The organism is Neptunomonas marina (assembly GCF_004005935.1).
Taxonomy (GTDB): domain Bacteria; phylum Pseudomonadota; class Gammaproteobacteria; order Pseudomonadales; family Balneatricaceae; genus Neptunomonas; species Neptunomonas marina.
In genome coordinates this window covers 225,017-245,450 of the sequence record NZ_SACQ01000001.1, presented here as the reverse complement: position 1 = coordinate 245,450, position 20,434 = coordinate 225,017, and the positions used below count along the sequence as shown (strand labels likewise).

At 49.7% G+C, this 20,434-nt stretch carries 15 protein-coding genes; 4 read left to right on the top strand and 11 right to left on the bottom strand.

What is annotated here, in order from left to right; all coding sequences use genetic code 11:
• Positions 1-61: 61 nt before the first annotated feature.
• Complete coding sequence (locus EOE65_RS01120) at positions 62-2,914, bottom strand: FAD-binding and (Fe-S)-binding domain-containing protein (protein WP_127692451.1); 2,853 nt, start codon at positions 2,912-2,914, stop codon at positions 62-64.
• Positions 2,915-3,038: 124 nt separating this feature from the next.
• Between EOE65_RS01120 and EOE65_RS01115 the strand changes: the two genes are divergently transcribed.
• The 3 genes from EOE65_RS01115 (at position 3,039) to tal (ending at position 6,139) form a co-directional block, all read left to right on the top strand.
• Complete coding sequence (locus tag EOE65_RS01115; protein ID WP_127692450.1) at positions 3,039-3,944, top strand: LysR family transcriptional regulator; 906 nt, start codon at positions 3,039-3,041, stop codon at positions 3,942-3,944.
• Positions 3,945-4,186: 242 nt separating this feature from the next.
• Positions 4,187-5,182: a tRNA dihydrouridine(20/20a) synthase DusA gene (gene dusA, locus EOE65_RS01110; RefSeq protein ID WP_127692449.1), complete on the top strand. Its 996-nt coding sequence runs from the start codon at positions 4,187-4,189 to the stop codon at positions 5,180-5,182.
• A gap of 3 nt (positions 5,183-5,185) precedes the next feature.
• Positions 5,186-6,139 carry a transaldolase gene (gene tal, locus EOE65_RS01105; RefSeq protein WP_127692448.1) on the top strand — a complete coding sequence of 318 codons (954 nt, stop codon included), beginning with the start codon at positions 5,186-5,188 and terminating at the stop codon, positions 6,137-6,139.
• Positions 6,140-6,370: 231 nt separating this feature from the next.
• Here tal and EOE65_RS01100 read toward each other — a convergent pair whose 3' ends face one another.
• The 8 genes from EOE65_RS01100 to EOE65_RS01065 all read right to left on the bottom strand — a co-directional run bounded on the left by EOE65_RS01100 (position 6,371) and on the right by EOE65_RS01065 (position 16,330).
• Positions 6,371-6,853: an STAS domain-containing protein gene (locus EOE65_RS01100; protein WP_127692447.1), complete on the bottom strand. Its 483-nt coding sequence runs from the start codon at positions 6,851-6,853 to the stop codon at positions 6,371-6,373.
• The gene (locus tag EOE65_RS01095; RefSeq protein WP_127692446.1) at positions 6,850-8,004 is read right to left on the bottom strand and encodes a PP2C family protein-serine/threonine phosphatase; all 1,155 of its coding nucleotides are present in this window, start codon (positions 8,002-8,004) and stop codon (positions 6,850-6,852) included. Before EOE65_RS01095 ends, EOE65_RS01100 begins: the two co-directional genes overlap by 4 nt.
• 20 nt (positions 8,005-8,024) lie before the next feature.
• Positions 8,025-8,735 (bottom strand): MlaA family lipoprotein, encoded by a 711-nt coding sequence (locus EOE65_RS01090; RefSeq protein WP_240656889.1) that lies wholly within the window; start codon positions 8,733-8,735, stop codon positions 8,025-8,027.
• Between the two features lie 159 nt (positions 8,736-8,894).
• Entirely contained in the window at positions 8,895-9,773 is an 879-nt protein-coding gene (locus tag EOE65_RS01085) for a porin (protein WP_240656888.1), read from the bottom strand.
• A gap of 300 nt (positions 9,774-10,073) precedes the next feature.
• Entirely contained in the window at positions 10,074-13,997 is a 3,924-nt protein-coding gene (gene hrpA / locus EOE65_RS01080; RefSeq protein ID WP_127692445.1) for an ATP-dependent RNA helicase HrpA, read from the bottom strand.
• A gap of 143 nt (positions 13,998-14,140) precedes the next feature.
• Complete coding sequence (locus tag EOE65_RS01075) at positions 14,141-14,941, bottom strand: class II glutamine amidotransferase (protein WP_127692444.1); 801 nt, start codon at positions 14,939-14,941, stop codon at positions 14,141-14,143.
• A 10-nt stretch (positions 14,942-14,951) separates the two neighbouring features.
• Positions 14,952-15,404 (bottom strand): bactofilin family protein, encoded by a 453-nt coding sequence (locus tag EOE65_RS01070; RefSeq protein ID WP_127692443.1) that lies wholly within the window; start codon positions 15,402-15,404, stop codon positions 14,952-14,954.
• The gene (locus EOE65_RS01065) at positions 15,353-16,330 is read right to left on the bottom strand and encodes a peptidoglycan DD-metalloendopeptidase family protein (RefSeq protein WP_127692442.1); all 978 of its coding nucleotides are present in this window, start codon (positions 16,328-16,330) and stop codon (positions 15,353-15,355) included. Before EOE65_RS01065 ends, EOE65_RS01070 begins: the two co-directional genes overlap by 52 nt.
• Positions 16,331-16,517: 187 nt before the next feature.
• Between EOE65_RS01065 and EOE65_RS01060 the strand changes: the two genes are divergently transcribed.
• The gene (locus EOE65_RS01060; RefSeq protein ID WP_127692441.1) at positions 16,518-17,702 is read left to right on the top strand and encodes an acetyl-CoA C-acyltransferase family protein; all 1,185 of its coding nucleotides are present in this window, start codon (positions 16,518-16,520) and stop codon (positions 17,700-17,702) included.
• Between the two features lie 59 nt (positions 17,703-17,761).
• Here the strand turns inward: EOE65_RS01060 and ppnN are convergent, their stop codons facing one another.
• Positions 17,762-19,132 carry a nucleotide 5'-monophosphate nucleosidase PpnN gene (gene ppnN / locus EOE65_RS01055; protein WP_127692440.1) on the bottom strand — a complete coding sequence of 457 codons (1,371 nt, stop codon included), beginning with the start codon at positions 19,130-19,132 and terminating at the stop codon, positions 17,762-17,764.
• 252 nt (positions 19,133-19,384) lie between these two features.
• Positions 19,385-20,404, bottom strand: a complete 1,020-nt coding sequence (locus EOE65_RS01050; protein ID WP_127692439.1) for an alpha/beta hydrolase family protein — start codon at positions 20,402-20,404, stop codon at positions 19,385-19,387.
• Between the last annotated feature and the right edge of the window lie 30 nt (positions 20,405-20,434).

The window sequence follows — 20,434 nt, the reverse complement described above, 5'->3', positions numbered from 1 at the left end:
AAAGCCACAATAAGTTACCAATAGTAACTATACCATTAGTAACTTAACGTGCGATAGCCTTTTATGCAGTGTCTCGTCCGCAACACCGATCAACCAGATATACAATCGACTGGTAATCAATTCCGGCGTGTTCACTCAGGCCTATCTCACAGGTGCGGCTGGTGGAGTAGCCCGATTCACAGTGGCCCACCTGTTTCGCCAACGTGCTCAGCGCAGAAGCATTCAGCTCCGGAGTAGTGAAGCCCTTATCGCCAGCAAAACCACAGCAGGTAATCTGCTCAGGCACCACCACGTTATCGCTACAGGCCTGCATAATCGCTAGAGTTTTATCGGCCAAACCAAGTCGTCGCGCAGAGCAGGTAATATGCAATGCCACCGGCTCGGATTGCTTCTGCAGTGGCAGCTTATCCAGCAGGTAACTGTGGATAAACTCCACCGGTTCAAACAGTTTTACCTTGCTGTGCTGCTCGGCCATATGCTCTTTCAGGCGCATCACACAGGGGCTGGTGTCACAGTAGACCGGAATATCTCCTTGCTGCGTAGCGTCTTCCAGCATCGCCAGTGTCTGGGCAGCTTTCTGCTCAGCCTGATCAAACATGCCCTTACTTTTAAACGGCATACCACAACACTGGTCACCTAAACCTGCTGGGTAGATCACCTCGTAACCCGCTCGTTGCAATAGCTTTTCGGTAACCTGCTGTAGCGATTGCTGGAACTCTGCGCCACGCGCCGGGCCCATGGTGCGGCTGGCACAGCTGGGCAGGTAAACCACTTTCAGTTTCTGATCACCGTTATGTGGTGAGCTATCAGTTACAGCATCAGTGGTGATCAGTTGCTGAGGTTTGATTTTCGGAGCCGCTGTCGGCGTAGACGGACTCCAATGGCCTAAGCGTTCACCAGATAGCTTACGCGCACTACGGGTGACTGCTCCCATCGCCTTGCTACCCAGCAGGCGGTGGCCGCCATCGGCAATACCAAAGGCGGTGCGGGCAGCAGAGGCCAGGCTGCCAAAGTGATCCGCCGCCCACTGGGCCATATTGCTGTGGCTGGCGTTGCGTTCATGACGTAGATCGCGGATCAGATCGCCGGTGTTGATCTGTACCGGGCAGACGGTCGAACAAAGACCGCAGCCCGCGCAGGTATCGATACCCATATAATCGTATTGATCAGAGAACTGATCAGCGTCTTTGCCTTCCAGCCGCATCAGCTCGCGGCGGGTGATAATGCGCTGACGCGGACTCAAAGTTAGGTTACGCGATGGACACATCCTCTCGCAGAAACCACATTCGATGCACTGGTCAACCACATCGCTCACTTGTGCCAGCGGTTTAAGATTGCGGATATGCAACTGCGGATCATCGGTGATCATGACATCCGGGTTCAGAATCCCTTGCGGGTCAAACAGCTGCTTGATTGAGCGCATAATCTGATAGGCCTCATCACCCCACTCCGCCTGCACATAAGGCGCCATATTACGACCAGTGCCGTGCTCGGCTTTCAGAGAGCCGTCGTAGCGCTCTACCACCATCTTGCACACCACATCCATGAATTCATGGTAGCGCTGTACCTCGGCATCCGTTTGGAAGCCCTGAGAGAAGATAAAGTGCAGATTGCCATCTAGTGCGTGGCCATAGATCACACCATCATCATAGTTATACTGCTGCATCAGTTGCTGCAACTCGACCAGCGCATCAGCCAACGACTCAATCGGGAAGGCAACATCTTCAATAAGCGCAGTGGTGCCCGCTGGACGTGTGGCACCAACAGCCGGGAAGATCCCTTTGCGCACCTGCCAGTAGGCAGAGTACTCCTCTGGACGGTCGGTAAACTGTGCCGGAACTGCCAGCTCCAGATCAGCGATCATCGCTTCTACTTCCGCCACCTGTTGCCATAGCTGTTCTTTATTGTCGGACTCAACCTGCACCAACAGCGCGGTGGCACCAGTGGGAATATCCGCAAGATAACCCGGTACGCCGTCCATATGCTGTACCGCTTTCAATGCGTAGTAGTCGATCATCTCGGCGGCGCTGACTGGCGCTTTATCCAGCTTGAATCGAGTAACGGCGACGCCGGCATTGCGAATATCGTTAAACACCAAGAAAGCGGAAGCTTTATAGGGCTGCATCGCAATACTGCGATGAGTGATCTCGGAGATAAAGCCCAGCGTACCCTCGGAGCCGATCATCAGGTGGGCTAGCATATCGATCGGGTCGTCATACTCCAGCAGGCTGCGCAGACCGTAGCCGGTGGTATTTTTGATCTGATATTTACGCGTGACGCGCTCCGCTAACGCTGGGTTACTGCGCAGTTGATCAGCCAGCTGCTCAATACCCGCTAGCAATGGCCCCTGCACCTGACGAAAGGCCTTGCGACTAAGCGGATCAGCAGTATCCAGCACCGTGCCATCTAACAGCACCAACCGCATGCTCTCCATCATGGTGTAGGTATCGAGCGAGTTCATTCCTGCGGCGTTGTTAATCGCCATACCACCGACAGTTGCGGCATCAATAGAGGCAGGCATCAGCGCCAGCATCCGTTGGTGTGGTGCCAGCGCCCGGTTAGCTTCGCTGCCCAACACGCCACATTGCATCTTAATTCGCGCACCATCATCCAGCACCGTTAGGTCTTTCCAGTCAGAAGTCAGCGCTAACATGATCGAATCGGTAATCGACTGGCCAGATAAACTAGTACCAGAGCCACGGAAACAGATAGGTAAGGCTAGCTCAGCGGCCAAGCGCATCAGCGCTATCATCTCTGCTTCATCTTTTACCTGCACGAGTATTTTCGGCACCAAGCGATAAAAACTGGCATCGGTACCATAGGCCAAGGTGCGAAAGCGATCAGTAATCAGGCGCTCTTCGGGAATAAAACTTTTAGCCTGCTGGTAGAATTGCTGATAGTTGGCAGTAAGCATAGAGCGCTCCATGACGAGTTGGTGGAAGCTCTAGAGTATAAAAAGCCATTTATGCTAAATTAATAGAAACAATAGAATCTTATAGTTTCTTTTTCTTATGTAATTAGCAGGAGAGTTATTGCCAATGCGAGTGGATGATTTAATGCTGTTTGCTTTGGTTGTCAGACTTAAGTCATTTCGTGCCGCCGCGGAGCAACGTGGCGTAGCAAGCTCGGTGGTCAGCAAACATATCTCTCGCCTTGAAGCAGACCTTGGCACCCAACTTTTACGGCGCAGCACTCGCAAGTTAAGCCTCACTGAAGCCGGTGAGTTACTCTATCGCCACTGCCAAAAGCTCGAACACAGCGTAGAGCTTGCGAATGAGGAGCTCAGCGCCTACCAATCTGAACCTTCTGGCGTTTTACGGATCAGCGCACCGGGCGTCTCGGGGCAGCTATTTTTGCCTAAGGTTATTCGTCGTTACATGGCACTTTACCCCGACGTTGAGATTGATATGGTGATCCAAGACCGCTTTGATGACCTTATTGAGCAAGGTTATGATCTTGCTATTCGCACCGGCGATTTAGAAGACTCTAGCTTGATATGTAAACGCCTAGTAACTTCCTGCTGGCATGCATTTGCATCTCCTAGCTATCTTCAAACGCATGGCACGCCGACCTGTTTATCGGACCTCGCGGATCATGAGTGCCTACTCTTTAGTCATCAACAAACCGGCGATAGTGGCTGGCCCTACTTATCGCCCGAAGGCGAGGCTGCCGTCAGCGTTAGCGGCCGCTTTCGCGCTAACTCGCTGCTCGCTCTTTGTGAAGGCGCACTTGATGGTATCGGGATCGCTTTCTTACCTCTTTATATGGCAAGACACGAGCGTGCTGCGGGCACACTGGTACCTGTATTAGAGCACCAGCTGTATCGGCGCGTTGGCATCTATGCGCTTTACCCTCAAAGCCGCTACTTACCACCCAAGACACGCGCTTTCATTGAGCTATTAACGCAGATGTTCGCCGCAGAATCGGCGCTCTTTCACCATTAGCCCCCCAGAGTTACGACTAGCTTCTTATCGTACGCGCGGCGCGGCTAGTATATAATTTCGCTATTTCGCCCCATTTAGCACTCTGATCGACATCTATTGCCACCTAAAATGGTGAACAACGTAATAAGACTCATTGCGGCCATATTGGCTCAACGGTTACCACTCGCTAAATGTGACGCGAAACGACATAAACAACGGAAAACCAGCACTTGCAAAACACTGTAGAATCAAGCTCTAAGCCAATGAACACGCGGAATACACTGAACCGACGTTTCTGTATTGCACCTATGATGGACTGGACAGACAGACACTGCCGGGCCTTTCATCGCACCCTCTCTAAACATGCTGTTCTCTACACCGAGATGGTCACCACCGGCGCTATTATCTTTGGCGATCAAGAGCGGCACTTGGCCTTTAACGACACCGAACATCCAGTAGCACTTCAGCTAGGTGGCAGTAACCCAGAAGAGCTGGCCAAGAGCTGCCAAATCGCGGAGCGTTATGGTTATGACGAAATCAACCTAAATGTCGGCTGCCCGAGTGATCGTGTGCAGAACAACATGATAGGTGCTTGCTTGATGGCACATCCCGAGCTAGTGAAAGACTGCATGATTGCCATGCGTGAAGCCACCCAACTGCCCGTCACAATTAAGCACCGCCTCGGCATTGACGACTTAGATAACGATCAACACCTACACAACTTCGTGGCGACCGTAGCAGAATCAGGCTGCAAAACTTTTATTGTCCATGCCCGCAAAGCGATCCTGGCTGGGTTAAGCCCAAAAGAGAATCGCGATGTTCCACCTCTGCAGTACGACCGAGTCTATAAGCTAAAAGCGCTGTTTCCGGATCTCGAAATCATTATAAATGGCGGGATCAAAACGCTCTCTGATAGTGAAACACACTTGCAACATGTTGATGGCGTGATGCTTGGTCGAGAAGCCTATCATAATCCCTACTTAATGGCCGATGTCGACCACACGATTTACGGGGCCCCGTCGGCAGAGGTCAGCCGCAGCGACATACTACGAAACTATGTGCCGTACATTGAGCAACAACTGAGTTTAGGGGTACCGCTAAACCATATCTCCCGACACATATTAGGTCTGTTTCATGGCGTTCGGGGTGGTAAGCAGTTTCGTCGTCATATCAGCGAGCAGGCCCATAAACCCGGCGCTATGATCAATGTTATTTTAGATGCACTCGATAAAGTGCATGAAGAACCGAAAAAGGACTAGAACGTGGAAAACCAGTTAGCCCAACTCAAACAGATGACGGATGTGGTTGCCGACACCGGCGATATTGATGCGATTCAGCTTTACACGCCACTTGATGCAACAACAAACCCATCTTTGCTGCTAAAAGCCGCCGCATTACCTCGTTATCAGCCGCTACTCTCTGCCGCAAAAGTTTGGGCACAAAGCCAATCGGATGACTCGAGCGAGCAGCTCAACCTCATGGTCCAGAAACTCAACGTTCTCATCGGCACAGAGATTCTGCGTATCATCCCTGGGCGCATTTCTACGGAGGTGGACGCACGCTTATCCTTCGACCGCGACGCTACTATTGCTCAAGCCAAACGCTTGATTGCTCTCTATGAAGAAGCAGGAATTAGTCGGGAGCGCGTATTAATTAAGATCGCTTCTACATGGGAAGGGATTGAAGCTGCCAAAGCACTGGAAGCACAAGGCATCAACTGCAACCTTACGCTGCTTTTCAGCTTTGCGCAGGCCGCAGCATGTGCGGAAGCAGGTGTGTACCTTATTTCACCTTTTGTCGGTCGAATCTTGGATTGGTTTAAACAAAATAACAGCGACACCGTTTATACCGCTGAAAACGACCCAGGCGTTGAATCAGTTACCAAGATTTACAATTACTACAAGGCTAATGGCTACAAAACTATTGTCATGGGCGCAAGCTTTAGAAACATTGGTGAAATCCAGCAGCTGGCAGGCTGTGATAGATTGACTATCAGCCCGAACTTACTGGAAGAGCTTGCAAAAACAACAGCACCGCTTGAACAAAAGCTAACGCAAGCGAACGGCAAGTCGGAGCAACAAAAAGTGGTTTTAGATGAGAAAGGCTTCCGCTGGGCCATGAACCAAGATGCAATGGCCACAGAAAAACTAGCTGAAGGAATACGCAACTTTGCAGCGGATCAAGAAAAGCTAGAGAAGCTTCTTAGCGAGATATAGAAAAAACAAAGGGCTCTGTCGCATCCTGCTACGAGCCCTTCCCCTGCGATCCTTGCAGGTCACTACTAACATCCCGTTGTAGTTGTCCGAGGTTCATTCCATATTGAATCACCAAATCCTTCTGGCGTACATCCGTGTAACCTCACTGACAAGGCTTATGTTACGACCTTCACGGGGTTTAAAATATAGGAAAAGTTCTTAATTTCTCGATATCCCTATAATGCTTTAGTTCTAACTTTTCTCTAAAGTTTGCACCAAACTACTGAACGCTTCAAAGTTGTTCCTATTCATCGACATTAAAACACGATGAGCATTGATGATTCTTTGCTGCATATCTTCAGCAGCCTCTTGAACAAGATCTAACTTATCAGCGGCCAAATGCGAGCACTCCAAACACTCTGACATTACAAACACTTGATCAAAGCCCATGCACTTCAATGTATGATTAATGTCTCCGTTGGTAGAGATCAATACCGGCATTTGCAGGCCCTGTATCTGCGCCTTATTTGCTAACTTAGCGATCAAGCCTAACGTAGTGCTATCGAGACAGTCTGATTCAGTCAAATCCACAAGAATGTCGTCAAACTCTTGATGTGCAAATGCGTCTTCAATATGCAGATCTAATGACGTACATAACGTAAGCCTCACATCTCCAACAAATCGAAGAATGTAGTGTCCATCATGAATACCATGATAGATTGCTCCCTCAGTCATAACTTGCCTCGCGATACGTGCATAACGGTTAAATCGTCGGCGCGCTCGTTGCTATTCTCGTGTACTCGAATCAGTCGGTCAGATAATGACTCAAAATCATTCGCCATCGACTGAACCAAATTAGATAGGCGCTTTCGCTTCTTGTCTACGCTTTGCTCTGGTAGCAGATCAAACACACCATCTGAGCAAAGCACTAAAGTAAAGTCTGTCGGCAGCACCACACTAGCCTCAGAAAAGATAGGGTTAGGAAACAGACCTACCGCCATACTCTGACACTTGAGCTCCGTCACAGCATCACGGGTTATCAAAATAGGAGCAGGATGATGTCCCGCTACGGTATAGAGCAACGTCTGCAATTTCGCATCAAAAAGACAAATGACGATGGTCAGATGTTTATCTAAAGAGAGACTAACGAGTTCTTTGTTAATGCGCTCAGCAATATGCTTTGGTGATAATATGTCAAAACTGGATCGCCTGTGATAATTACGCACCAAACGACTCATTAAGTTTTTTAACAACACTGTAACCAGTGCAGACGATGCACCATGGCCGGAGACATCGGCAAGATAAAATATCGTTAAGCTATCATTGACACTAATCACATCAACAAAGTCACCGCTCACAATAAGCGACGGCATTAGGTAATACTGAAAAGTCAGACCATTGATCGACTCTAAGGCAGCAGGTAACAGCTTCTTCTGCACCTGATAGGCGGCTCGCTGGTCCTCTTCCAACTCTGCAATGCTGTTTTCAAGCTGCTCTTGATACGACGGCCCGCCCGCTGCAGCTTGGCAAAGTCTTAACGTTGTAGTCAACCATGCCTCGAAACAACTCAGGTCCTGATCTATTGCTGCAAGGCTGAAGGCATTGCTATAACCTGCGCGCAGCGCCAACAAAGCGAAATCTCCAGATAGCGCGTTGGGAACGATTGCAACTTTAAGTGCGTCAGATGGTAATGACTCTAGAATGAGATTCGCTTGTTCAGGCAGAGAAACAAAAACAACAAACAAACCAATATCAGATAGGGGCACTCGATCAGAGATATCAGGTACCAGATCGAATCCAGCACCTTTCAAGGAAGACTTTAAAGCATCAGTGCTTAGCTCATCGGGGAAACCAATAAGGGCCGCTTTAACATCTAAATAAAGCATCGCTCGCGCACTGCTCTGGTTTAAAAGTCACTCTCATCAAATTGCTGGTCAAAACGCCCATCCTGCACAAGAAACTCTCGTCTTTGCATATAAGCATCACGGACGAAAACGTATTCATCTCCGCTTACAAGTCGCTCTGCGGGGAAGAGCTGAACCCGACGATCCAATAGTCGCAATCCTGTACCCACATTTTTAGAGTCAGTTGGCTTAGCTTCCCTACCCCAAACATCCGTGTTGATATCAACGGCCAAACCAACGGTATCTCGTACATTTGAAGGACCGAGCAAAGGCAGAACGACGTAAGGCCCGGATGGTGCCCCCCAGTAGCCAAGCGTTTGACCAAAGTCTTCGGTCTGTTCTCGCAAACCCATGGGGGTCGCCACATCAAGAACACCACCCAAACCAAAGGTTGTATTAAACATAATACGCGATAACGATATAGCTGAAGCCTCACCTTTCAGCTGTAAGACGCTGTTTAGCAATGTTGTGACATCGCCAATATTCGAAAAGAAGTTATGTACTCCCTTCTCAACAAGATCTGGCGTAACGCTAGTATAAGCTTGAGCTAACGGTTTGTAGACGACACGATCTACGGCCTTGTTGAAGCTATAAACACTTCGGTTAAAGCCTTCTAAAGGGTCTACGTCACTATCAGCACTCGCAGGTTGGAGCGAGATCACACCAACCATTGCAACCGCCGAAAAAAAACGCTTATAAGTGAACGCAAACATAACAGAGCCCTAGATACGAAATAAAATGCAATTTTAAGTCATACAGAGATAAATAAAAACCTATAAGTTTTTAGCCAAGCTAAGCTAAGCATCAGATATACCATAAACGCAAAAAGACTCCCGAAGGAGTCTTTTTAAGAGCTATCTAATCTTAAGAGATTAGAAGTCTACACGCATACCTACAGAGATAGCGTCTTTCTTGCCCATGTCTTCTGCGTCATCGTTAACTTCGTAGATGTTAGCAAATACGCGAGACTGCTTGCCTAGTTTTTGCTGAACTTCTAGACCGAAACCGTTACCGTCGTTGTCGAAGTCGATGTAGTTAGCCAAAACTTTAGTGTCGCCGAAAGCGTAAGAACCAGCTAGTTCCCACTGCTTAACGTCAGCAGCTTCTTTGTCTTGGTACAAAGCAGCAACGTATAGAGGACCTGCAGCGTAAGCAGCAGATACCGCAGTCATGTCGTTGTCAGACGCTTCGTCTGTCAGCAAAGATGCACCAACTGTGAAACCAGCAACAGAGTACTTAGCTGCAACGTTGTACGCGTCAACGTCTTCGCCATTAGCGTTGTCATCAGCGATTGCAACCAAAGCGCCTTGGAAACCGCCCATTTCTGGAGAAACGTAAGCGATAGCGTTACCAGTACGGAAAACGTCTTGTGTTGGAGCAGTAGACTTACCGTCTAGGATATCAGTAGCGCCAGTTACGAACGTGTAGTAAGGAGTCCACTGTTGACCGATAGCAGCAGTACCGAAACCGCCAGTCAGGCCAACGTAAGCCAGACGACCTGCACCGAAGTCAGCGCCGTCAGCAGTGTTTACTTTCCACTCGCCACGGTAGATAGCTTTAACGCCGTCGATACCAGTGTCAACAGAACCTTTGATACCGATACGAGAAGAGTTATCAGCAACGTTTAGTTCGCTGTCTTCTTGGTCAACAACCATTACACGCAAAGAGCCGTACAGTGTAGCGTCAGCTTGCGCAACCATTGGAGCAGCCAGAGCGCCAGCAACAGCCAGAGCGATCAGTGACTTTTTCATCAACATTTCCCCTTCAATATTCAACATACTAGTAGTGAATTCTAGTTTTTCTTGATGCCTGCCCAAATAAATGAACACAGCTAACCAAGAAAATACTATACATTTCGAATATTTCAAACAAATGAAAGATATTTTTTTGGTTTCTTTCACTTGTTTATTCGTATTACTTTTTATTTAACCCGCCAAATTCCTTGGCACGTCGATTTAAATTAGGCGCATTACAGCACACGCATTGTATCAGTGCAACCCCCAAGGAACTCAAATCGTTAGCAAACCTTAACAGCATCTGATTCATTGATTCTAATCACTTTGTAGCTGATTCCAACGCTGCTTCACGCGCTTGTCAGACACGACTTCAGCCGTGCCTAACTGCTGTGCGAAAAGGTGTACGCGATACTCTTCCAAATACCATCTAAAGCTATCTAAACGCTCATCCCATTGCCCTAGTTTAAGCAAGCTTTCTGCACGTTGTTCATAACGACTCATGTAGCCTTGCAACTGTTCACTAAAGTGTCTTTGTTGAGTTAGCTCCCGAGGATATTTTTCTAAGCGGATTTCAACAGCTTTCATATATCTTGGGTACTCTTTGAGGTTTTGCCACGATATATGGGCAAGGTACCCTTTGTAGACCAGCCGTTGAACTTGCTGCTTGATATCGCCCAAAATGGTCACTGAATCAAATCCAACTTGTTTATTGAGCGCTTTTTGCACCTCATGGTAGGAGCGATGCACCTCAAAAGACAATGCCGCCACCTCTTTCACAGTATCGACAAGATCGCGCTTCACCGCTGCCAAGGCGGCATTAAAAGCCGACTGACTTCTCACCATCTGCTTATCTAAACAGGCAATACGCTTGATGGCTGCAATGACCAGATCATCCTCTAATTGCTTCTTAGTATAGACCTTACTTACGAAGAGCAGATTCTGGTTTAGAGCCTTGAGGCTGGATTTGGCGGCACGAACTTGGCTATTTGCAGCCAAAATCATCAGGCGACAGATACCTTGTACCGTCTTTTTTGCAGCAAGGTCGGGAGACATAGCTACGGTCAGTTCAACCGAGTCCCCTCTATCAACCAACATAGGCCAAGCATCAACGTACAATCCGCCTGCCTGTTTAATCTGTATCTTCTCTTCGAGATCTTCGAAGTCCCAACGGGTAAGCCCCTTCTTACCCCATTGGTCCCCCGGTGCGCTTTTGATCTCCTCATCAGCTAGATGCCCATACTCGGCGCACAACGCTTCCCAATCGCGACTTTGGGCAATCACCTTGCCCCTGGCATCCACAAGCTTTAAGTTGAAGAGATAATGACCATCCAATGCGACAACACGTAACGCATTCGGATCAATACGCACACCACCGATACGCAGTAATTGGTGGGCCATCGCTTCGAATAGATCGCCATCAGCAAAAACCATCGCTTCCGCCACCGCATTTGCGTAATCGGGTACAGGAACGAAGTTTTTACGCAGTTGTTTAGGCAACCCACGCAGCAACGCTTCACACTTATCCCGTAACATTCCTGGTACAAGCCAAGGTAAACGCATCATAGGCAGCTGCTTTAGCAAAGCGACCGGCACATGAACCGACACACCATCGTCTGGAGCTGCGGGGTCAAAATGGTAACTCAACTTTAATTGAACGCCTCTATGGGGCAATGTATCAGGATAGGCTCCTTTACTGACGTGAGTATCAGAGCGTTGCAAGATATCGCTCTTGGTCAGAAAAAGTGCCTTAGGGGCGTCGGTTTCAACTTTCTGTCGCCACTGTTCAAACCCTGCGCCATTCACAATATGGCTGCCATCAAGCTCTGCAAACTTCTGATGATAGAAACCAAATAAAGTCTCTTCATCAACCAGTAGGTCTCGACGGCGTGACTTCGCTTCAAGCAGCTCAACGTGCTCAAGTAGTTGACGATTGTGTTTGAAAAACGGGCCTCGTGTATGGAAGTCCCCCTCGACTAACGCACAGCGGATAAAAATTTCGTGGGCTACTGCTGGATCGATGCGGCCATAATTGATGTTGCGCTTGGGCACGATCAACAACCCAAACAGGGATACTTGCTCAGTCGCAACCACCTGCGCCCGCTTCTTGTTCCAGCGAGGCTCAATGTAAGATCGTTTAACCAAATGCTTTGCGAGCGGTTCAGCCCAAACGGGATCGATACGCGCCACCATGCGGGCATACAATTTAGAGGTCTCAACCAGTTCTGCAGCCATAACCCATTTGGGCGGCTTTTTGAACTGACTTGAAGCGGGAAAAATATGGAAGCGCCGGTTTCGTGCTCCCAAGAACTCTTTATTCTCTTGCTTAAAGCCCATATGGCTGAGCAATCCCGCCAATAAAGCAGTATGCACCGCTTGGTAAGTGGCTGGCTCTTTATTGTCGGCCATGCCTAGCTGCTTACAGCTGATATGCAACTGCCGATGAGTATCACGCCATTCACGCATGCGCATAAAAGAGAGGAAGTGTTTAGTACAGAACTTACGCAGCTGGTTTTGAGAAAGCTCCTGACGCTGCTCCTCGTAAAGGTTCCAAAGGTTAACCATCGTCATGAAGTCAGAGTCTTCGTGCTCATACTCTTTATGACGCTGATCGGCGGCTTGCTTTTTATCCGCCGGTCGCTCGCGCGGATCTTGCACACTCAGCGCACTGGCAATAATAAGCACCTCATGTAGCGCTCCTTGGTGCTCAGCTTCGACAATCATACGCGCAATACGAGGATCTACAGGCAGCTTACTGAGCTTTTTCCCTAAGCTGGTCATCTTACGCTGCGTGGTGACAGCGCCAAGCTCTTCGAGAAGCTTAAAACCATCGTTGATATAGCGGCGATCTGGCGGATCTATAAAAGGAAACTGAGCAATATCACCAAGGCGCAGATTTAGCATCTGCAAAATAACCGCCGCTAGATTGGTACGCCGAATCTCAGCATCAGTGAACTCGGGGCGCTGTTGGAAATCATCTTCGCTGTACAAACGAATACACGTACCGGGAGCAATACGTCCGCAGCGGCCAGCTCGCTGATTAGCGCTAGCTTGCGAGATCGGCTCAATCGGAAGACGCTGTACTTTCGAACGATAACTGTAGCGGGAGATACGCGCCACACCAGTGTCAATAACATAACGAATATTAGGCACCGTCACCGATGTTTCCGCCACGTTCGTTGCCAACACAACTCGTCGTCCGGCATCACGTTTACCCTGAAAGATACGATTCTGCTCCGCCACACTAAGCCTTGCATACAGTGGCATAATTTCCGTGTCTTTTAGTGCCGCTTTACGCAAACGCTCAGCGGTTTCGCGGATCTCACGCTCTCCACTCAGAAAAACCAAGATATCCCTTGGCCCTTGAGTTTTACCCTTATCTAGCTGAATAATCTCTTCTACTGCATCGAGGATACCCTCTTGCTGGGTACGATCTTGCTGCTCCTCTTGCGCATCTTCACTCAACAAAGGGCGATAGAGCACCTCAACCGGATAGGTGCGGCCGGACACTTCGATGACCGGCGCGTCGTTAAAGTGTTTTGAGAATCGCTCCAGATCAATGGTGGCCGAGGTAATAATGAGCTTTAAATCGGGGCGTTTGGGCAGAATACGCTTAAGGTAACCCAGCAGGAAATCGATGTTTAAGCTACGCTCATGAGCCTCATCAATAATGAGTGTTTGGTAACGCGAAAAGAGCGGATCGTGTTGGCTTTCTGCCAGCAGAATACCGTCGGTCATCAACTTGATTTGCGATGCATCACTGACTTGATCAGTAAAGCGTACTTGATAGCCGACCATTTGGCCCACTTCAGTTTTCAACTCATCGGCGATGCGTGTCGCCACCGTTCGCGCAGCAAGACGGCGCGGCTGGGTATGACCGATCAACCCGAAGCGCCCTAAACCCAACTCCATACAGATTTTGGGCAATTGGGTTGTTTTACCAGAACCTGTTTCACCCGCGATCACCACAACTTGATGCTTTTCGATCAAGGCGGCAATCTCGTCGCGCTTCTGCGAGATAGGGAGGTCCGGGTAATCGATTTTACCCACGGCTGCTGTTCGCTCTGTTACAAGCTGAGAACTCTTCTCGAACATGGCAACGAACTCTGCTTCAAGCTTATCGATCGGTTGGCTCTTAGCTTCGCGCTCAACGATTTTATCCAGCTTACGGCGTAACGCCGCACGATCTTTGATCAAACATTCATCAAACTTGGCTGAAACAGCAGCAATAGCATCTTTCAAACGGTGTTCCTTTAGACGTTTATCTGTCGAAATTATCTGGTGGGAAGGGTAACAGCGTACGCTGGCTAAATGCCAGCGGATCAGGTGTCAGTGTGACTGCAGGGCAGACGGTAGATAGCTGACCGGCTTACATCGTTAATAGATTAATCGGCCGCAACAGCATTGCTCGTCAGGTGGAGCTGATCAACACCATCGCGAAACAGCACTAGCTCGCCACTTTGCAAAGCGGTCCACTGTTCATTATCGGTGAGAGGTTCTGTTGCTATGACTGTCACGATATCGTTTGGAGTGGTCTCTTTACAAAAGTCGACGGTGAGTTCGTCATCCATCAACGTGGCTTCACCAAACGGAGCGCGGCGTGTAAGCCATGACAGTTTGCTCGAGCAATACGCATAGAGCAGAGAGGAGTCAGACAGCAACATATTGTAAACGCCTAACGCACGCAGCTGTTCGCAACACTGATGGATAAAGTCGCTCAGTGCCGCCAAATCTTCCGGCCGCTCAGGGAAGCGCTCGCGAATCTGCCCGAGTAACCAGCAAAATGCGTACTCGCTATCAGTACTACCGACTGGCTTATAGAAGTTCAGCGGCAAATCAAACAAGCCTTTATCGAGCTGGCCGTTGTGTGCGAATACCCACGTGTAACCCCAGAGCTCACGCATAAATGGGTGCGTGTTCTCTAAACAGACCGAGCCTACGTTGGCTTGGCGGATATGGCTGATCACCGACAGGCTTTTAATCGGATGCTCTTTGATGAGCTGAGCAATCCGCGACTGGCAGCTAGGCTCGGGGTCGTGAAATGAGCGAACACCCTTACCTTCGTAGAAGGCGATCCCCCAACCGTCTCGATGTGGCCCGGTGCCGCCACCGCGCTGCATCAAACCGCTAAAACTAAAGCAGATGTCCGTCGGGACATTTGCGCTCATACCTAATAGTTCACACATAATCGCAGAATTAAGAAGACTCGGAAGGCAGGGTTATCTTATCAGGGAGAGAATCGATCGCTTCAACTCCCGCTTTATACTCAGAGGCTTCCAGAGTCCGCCCAATACTTGTCTCAGGCTGGCGGCGCTCTCCTAAAAAGCAGCCTGCAGGATCAATTGCCATGGTCTTGCTAAGTACCGTTGCACGTACCTGGCCACCCTTTTCAATATGCAGCTCATCGCACACCACCTCACCTTCAAGAAGACCAGAAACCATGATCTGCTTAGCTTTGATGCTACCCGTCACATGGCCAGATTTTCCGATTGAGATATCATCCAACGAGCTGATGCTGCCATCAAACATACCGTCTATGTGCATCTTTCCGACGATACTCATGTCACCGGTAAACTTGTTGCCTTCAGCGATGATCGTTATGGCTGAGCGGATTGATTTAGCGGATACAGATTTTTTAAGGATGCCCATTTAACACTCTTTACGTTTGAAAAAATTGTATCGAAATTGGCGATATTCCAAGACACAAAATGCGCCGGATTCAGCGGTTTATAGAGATATCTTACCTCATAATGCAGATGCGGGCCTGTCGACTTACCCGTATTGCCACTTTCAGCGATCTTCTGCCCTTTGTGAACCAGCTCACCCCGCTTCACATTGGTGGAATTTAGGTGCGTATACACTGTTTTAAAGCCAAAGTTATGCAGTACAACCACCTGTTTACCGTAGCCGTCGCCTTTATTGCCTGCATACTCCACAACACCATCTGCCGTAACATAAACAGGGGTACCGATGTTAGCTTTGTAATCAATACCGTTATGCATAATACGCCGCTTCTTAATAGGGTGCATCCGCATACCAAACTTGTCGGTGATACGCAGCGGCTGAATCGGCAACCCGTTTGGAATGCTGTTCAGCATAAAGAGACGCTGGTTCGCCATCAATGTGAGCTGTTCTAAGCGTTCAGGCGTGACCTCTTCGGTGGTATCTAAGTTGAGCATCGCCTCCAAGCCGTTGAGGCTTGCACCCAATGTGGCATGCAGCTCTCCTACGCGAATGGTCTCCTCCTGCAGCTGATCGCCCATACGGATGTTCTCGGCTTGCAGCCGATCCCGCTCGAAGGCCACACGTGATAAAGATGCACTGAGCTGGTCTAACTCTGTTTTATATAGGCTTTGCGTACCCAGCATCAGCTCGTACTGATCTGTCAGTTGCTGATGATCCTCTTCAAGTACCGCTAGATCATCTTGCGTACGCACTAGCAACCAATTAGACACCGCAAAGCTCAGCATCGTGAGCACAATAAACAACGCGATCACATAGCGCGCTAACTGCCCGAGCGAATACTGCCTAGAACCCTTTACGGTGGTCAGTGTAACTATTAACTTGTTCTTCAAACCAAAACTCGTTCCCACTTTAAGCGCTGCTAAATATACCACCACGCCCTAAACGTCGCTAATGTCCGGTGCAACTGGATGATTCATTAGTCTAATTTTACGCCTATTTGCTTAGCTGCACCGATGACCTGTCGCAAACGTTTGTTTTAACATCAAGACACAGTGCAAACAGGAAAGGTGAATAAGAATGAGTCAGAACGAAGTTGTGATCCTTAGCGGTGTACGAACAGCGATCGGCGGTTTTGGTGGCAGTTTAAAAACAAAAACGCCATGCGAGCTTGCTGCAGCCGTCGTCGCTGAGGCAGTCAACCGCTCCAATGCAGACGCAGACGCCTTCGGGCATTGCGTCTTTGGCAATGTTATTCACACCGAGCGTCAGGATATGTATCTCAGTCGTGTCGCTGCAGTTAACGGTGGCTTAGCCAAAGAAACACCCGCTGTAACCGTCAATCGCCTCTGCGGCAGTGGTCTACAGGCCATTGTTACTGCGGCTCAACAAATTGAACTCGGCGAATGCGATGCTGCGGTTGCCGGTGGCGCAGAGGTTATGAGCCGCTCGCAGTACTGGATGCCAAGCGCACGTTTTGGACAACGCATGGGTGATGGCCAAATCGTTGATGCGATGGTCGGTGCACTGACCTGCCCGTTCGACGACACTCATATGGGCATCACTGCTGAAAATATCGCTGAAAAATGGCAAATCAGCCGCGCAGACCAAGATGCACTCGCAACGCAAAGCCACCACCGTGCCGAAACCGCGTCAACAGAAGGTCGTTTCAAATCACAGATCATGCCAGTTGAGCTTGTCAGCCGTAAGGGCACAACGGTGTTCGATACCGACGAGCATATCCGCTTAAACTGTGAAGTTGCAGATATGGAAAAGCTGCGTCCAGTCTTCAAAAAAGATGGCACTGTGACAGCAGGTAACGCATCAGGCCTGAACGACGCAGCTGCGGCAGTCACACTGATGAGCGCAGCCGAAGCTGAGAAGCGCGGCCTGAAGCCGATGGCTAAATTAAAAGGCTACGCATTTGCCGGTGTCGAACCCAAATATATGGGTATCGGCCCGGTTCCAGCGGTGAAAAAGCTGCTTGATAACGCAGGTCTATCGGTCGCTGATATCGACGTTTGGGAAGTGAACGAAGCGTTTGCCGCACAAGCACTCGCGGTTTGCCGTGACTTGGAGCTACCTAGCGATAAAGTTAACCCGAATGGTTCAGGCATTTCCTTAGGCCACCCTATCGGCGCAACGGGTGCCATTATCACCGTCAAAGCGCTGTACGAACTCGAGCGAGTTCAGGGTAAATATGCCGTTGTCACCATGTGTATTGGTGGCGGACAAGGTATCGCAGCACTGCTTGAGCGTCCGTAACAGCACCTCTGCTCCGTATAAGCGCACCCAGCAAAACGCTCGGTGCGCTTTTTTATTGCCTAATTAACGATGCGATAGCAGGGCACATACTCTTCGTGATTGATCTTCATACGATGCTGATTCACGAATGACTCCAACAGCTCATCTAGTGCATCCATAATGACCTTGTCACCAGTCAACTCGAACGGGCCGTGTTTCTCAATGGCAAGCACCCCAGGTTCTTTCACGTTGCCAGCCACAATACCAGAGAGCGCTCTGCGTAGTTGCGCGGCCAGAATATAATCAGGCTGCCCCTCTTTTAAGCACAGTTGCGCCATCGCCTCATGCGTCGGCTCAAATGGTTGCTGAAACTCTTCGGGGATATGTAACTGCCAATTAAAGTGAAATGATTCATCGGTCTGCTTACGGTACGCCAGTACCTGCTCCATCCCCTCTTTAATTGTCACAGCGACACCATGCGGGTCATCAACAATAATCTGGTACCGTTTCGTCGCCTCATCACCCAGTGTTGTGCGGATAAAACGATCTACCGTCTCAAAGTATGCCTCGCTTCCTTGTGGGCCGGTGAACACCAACGGATAAGGCACATCCGCGTTTTTCGGATGGAGCAAAATACCCAACATATAGAGGATCTCTTCTGCCGTTCCGGCACCACCTGGGAACACAATAATACCGTGCCCAAGGCGCACAAAAGCTTCTAGGCGCTTCTCGATATCGGGCAGTGTCACCAGCTCATTGACGATGGGGTTAGGCGATTCGGCCGCGATAATGCCAGGCTCAGTTAAACCGATATAACGCGGATTGGCTTTGCGCTGCTTAGCATGAGCAATCGCCGCGCCTTTCATCGGGCCTTTCATCGCCCCCGGGCCGCAACCGGTGCAGATATCAAAACTGCGCAGCCCTAGCTCATAGCCGACCTTCTTGGTGTACTCGTACTCGTGGCGCTTGATGGAGTGGCCACCCCAGCACACCACGAGGTTCGGTTTTATGTGTGGCCGCATCGCCGCCGCATGGCGCAGGATATGAAATACGGTGTTGGTTGTACGCCCGGTCTCGTCGAGACCATCACAGCATTGATCAAGCTCATCGCCGATATACAGCAGGTCTCGTAACACCGTGAAGAGGTGCTCACGGATACCCTGAATGATCTCGCCATCCACAAACGCGGACGCAGGCGCGTTGATCAGTTCCAACTGAACACCCTGATGTTTGTGAGCAATGCGGATATCAAAATCACGAAACTTATCGAGTACTTGGCTGGTACTGTCCATTTCGCTACCGGTGTTTAAGACGGCCAAGCAACATTGGCGAAACAAACGATAAAGACCGCCTTTACTGATATCCTGAAGCTTGGCGACCTCATGGGGGGATAACGTATCTAAGCTCGCCAACGGCGTCACTTTCGCGTTAATAAAATGTTCTTTAATCATACACAACCTCCAGAACGGGCCATGCAGCTAATAAATAAAGCGCTAACGATCAGCGGCATGCCTTTGATGACGCAGTGGTCTTTTCACCATAGTCCACTTTTATGACAGATTAAACCTTTGTATTACAGCAAGTTAATCTATCTTGATGCCAGCATTGACCTAAGCGCAGGTGAATAGATGACTTAGTGGCAGTTAAACTGATACGGCCTCTCTAGCCCTTACGATGACAACAAAGGGCGTGGCCACCTCGGGCTACGGCGCTCCATCATGCGCCGCTGTTTGCGTCGCTAGCCAGCTTGTGATCTGCGCTAACAAACGCTGCTGCTGTGCCGCCCGAGACTCATCCGCCGGTTCGTCACAGATAGGACTTCCCACCTTTGTTAGCATCGCTTTCCCCTCTTCGGTGCATACGCTAAATGCACTCATGGCGGCGATACTGGGCTCTGCTTGATAATCAATCGATAGCGCGGCGCGGGCCGCATCGTTAAACGCCAGCGCCTCCTGCCCTGATCGATTTAGCTCGAGAACGTTGGCTGGCACACCGATGCGGCTAAGACCAAATGCAGCACTAAACTCTGGGTTGATCGCTAGCACTCCCGCTATACGGCGGTCCTTTCTGGAACCTGCCAGCGGCTGTAACACCTGCGCGGTTAACTCAACGCCCTCTCGGGCTAACCAAGCGCAATCGACTGTGCTGTTAGCTCGGTTACAGGTCTGCATTAATCTGCCAATATCAAACTCCATTCCCGCTAGCGATAAAACTGCAGCGCCTCCAACGAAAAAGCCAACACCGAACACCTGCTCAAAGCGGCTATGCGCTGCCAAAAGATCATGTTGCTGGAGTGCTGTTAGCGCACTTGAAAGATCAGCGGAACGCAGCGCCAACTCATTAAATGCGGAACTTGCAGTGATCGCGCGCGGATCCGGTGGCACCGGTGTCGCCACAATGAAACCCTTGCGCGCCAGCGAACGGGCAACCCAGCTATAGTGGCTAAACGCGGCACGAATACCTCCGTGAGAGAGCACTATCACAGGAAAACGACCATCGACAGGTTGCGCGCCGTCCAGCACTTCGGGTACCGCAAAGACCCGTGTATTGCCAATCTGTTTTAGCTTCCCTTCGCTCACACTGGGGTACCAAAACACCACCTCTATGGGCGTTTCGCGGCTGCTACTGACGGCGTCTGCTGTCACAACAGCGACAGGGTAGTCACTGGCACAAGCGCCAATGCTAACGGCCCATAAAAAAGCAGCTAAGAGTTTTTTCAACACACTCAATCCTTTATTAGGTTGCAAATGCCA